The 973-nt window shown below is 71.2% G+C and carries 1 protein-coding gene; it reads left to right on the top strand.

The features are described from left to right. Positions 1 to 29: 29 nt before the first annotated feature. On the top strand, positions 30 to 973 hold a 944-nt coding region (locus PUR71_RS00600), incomplete at its 3' end, for an acyltransferase domain-containing protein (RefSeq protein ID WP_329924293.1).

Raw genomic sequence — 973 nt, 5'->3', positions numbered from 1 at the left:
TGGCGGCGGGGGAGCCCGCGAACTCCGTCGTGACGGGCTCCGCCGAGAGCGACGACGCCGACGTGGTGTTCGTCTTCCCCGGCCAGGGCACGCAGTGGGCCGGCATGGGACGCGAACTCCTCACCACCTCACCGGTGTTCCGCACCGCGATCGAGGAAATCGACGCCACGATGGCCGAGTTCACCGACTGGTCGCTGGTGGACGTCCTCAACGACGCTCCCGGCGCGCCCTCCCTGGAGCACGCGGACGTCGTCCAACCCGCCTCCTTCGCCATGATGGTCGCCCTCGCGCGAGTCTGGGAGTCCTACGGGGTGAAGCCGGCCGCCGTCATCGGCCACTCCCAGGGCGAGATCGCCGCCGCCCACATCGCCGGCGCCCTCACCCTCACCGACGCCTGCCGCATCAGCGCCCTCCGCAGCCGCACCATCGCCCGGCACCTGTCCGGCCACGGCGCCATGGCCCACGCCTCACTGCCCGCAAGCGCCGTCAAGGAACACCTCACCCCCTGGACCGGCCACCTCGACATCGCCGCCCTCAACGGCCCCGCCTCCACCGTCATCAGCGGCGAACCCACCGCCATGGACGAATTCCTGGCCCACCTCACCGCCCAGGGCCACCGCGCCCGCCTCATCCCCGTCGACTACGCCAGCCACTCCCACCACGTCGAGAGCATCCACACCCAACTCCTCGACACCATCGGCGAGATCACCACCGCCACTCCCCGCATCCCGATCCACTCCACCCTGCTCTCGCGCCGTCTGACCGAGCTCGACGCCCTGGACGCCGAGTACTGGTACCAGAACCTCCGCAGCCCGGTCCTGTTCCACGACACCATCGCCGGCCTCGCCGCCGACGGGCACACCCACTACATCGAGATCAGCCCGCACCCCGTCCTCACCAACGCCATCCACGACACCCACGAGGCCACGACCGGCGAACCCCCCGCCCTCGCCACCGGCACCCTGCGCCGCGA

This window comes from Streptomyces sp. SP17BM10, from assembly GCF_036322405.1.
Classification (GTDB): domain Bacteria; phylum Actinomycetota; class Actinomycetes; order Streptomycetales; family Streptomycetaceae; genus Kitasatospora.
The sequence above is the reverse complement of the archived record's forward strand: the minus strand, read 5'-3'. Positions and strand labels throughout refer to the sequence as shown.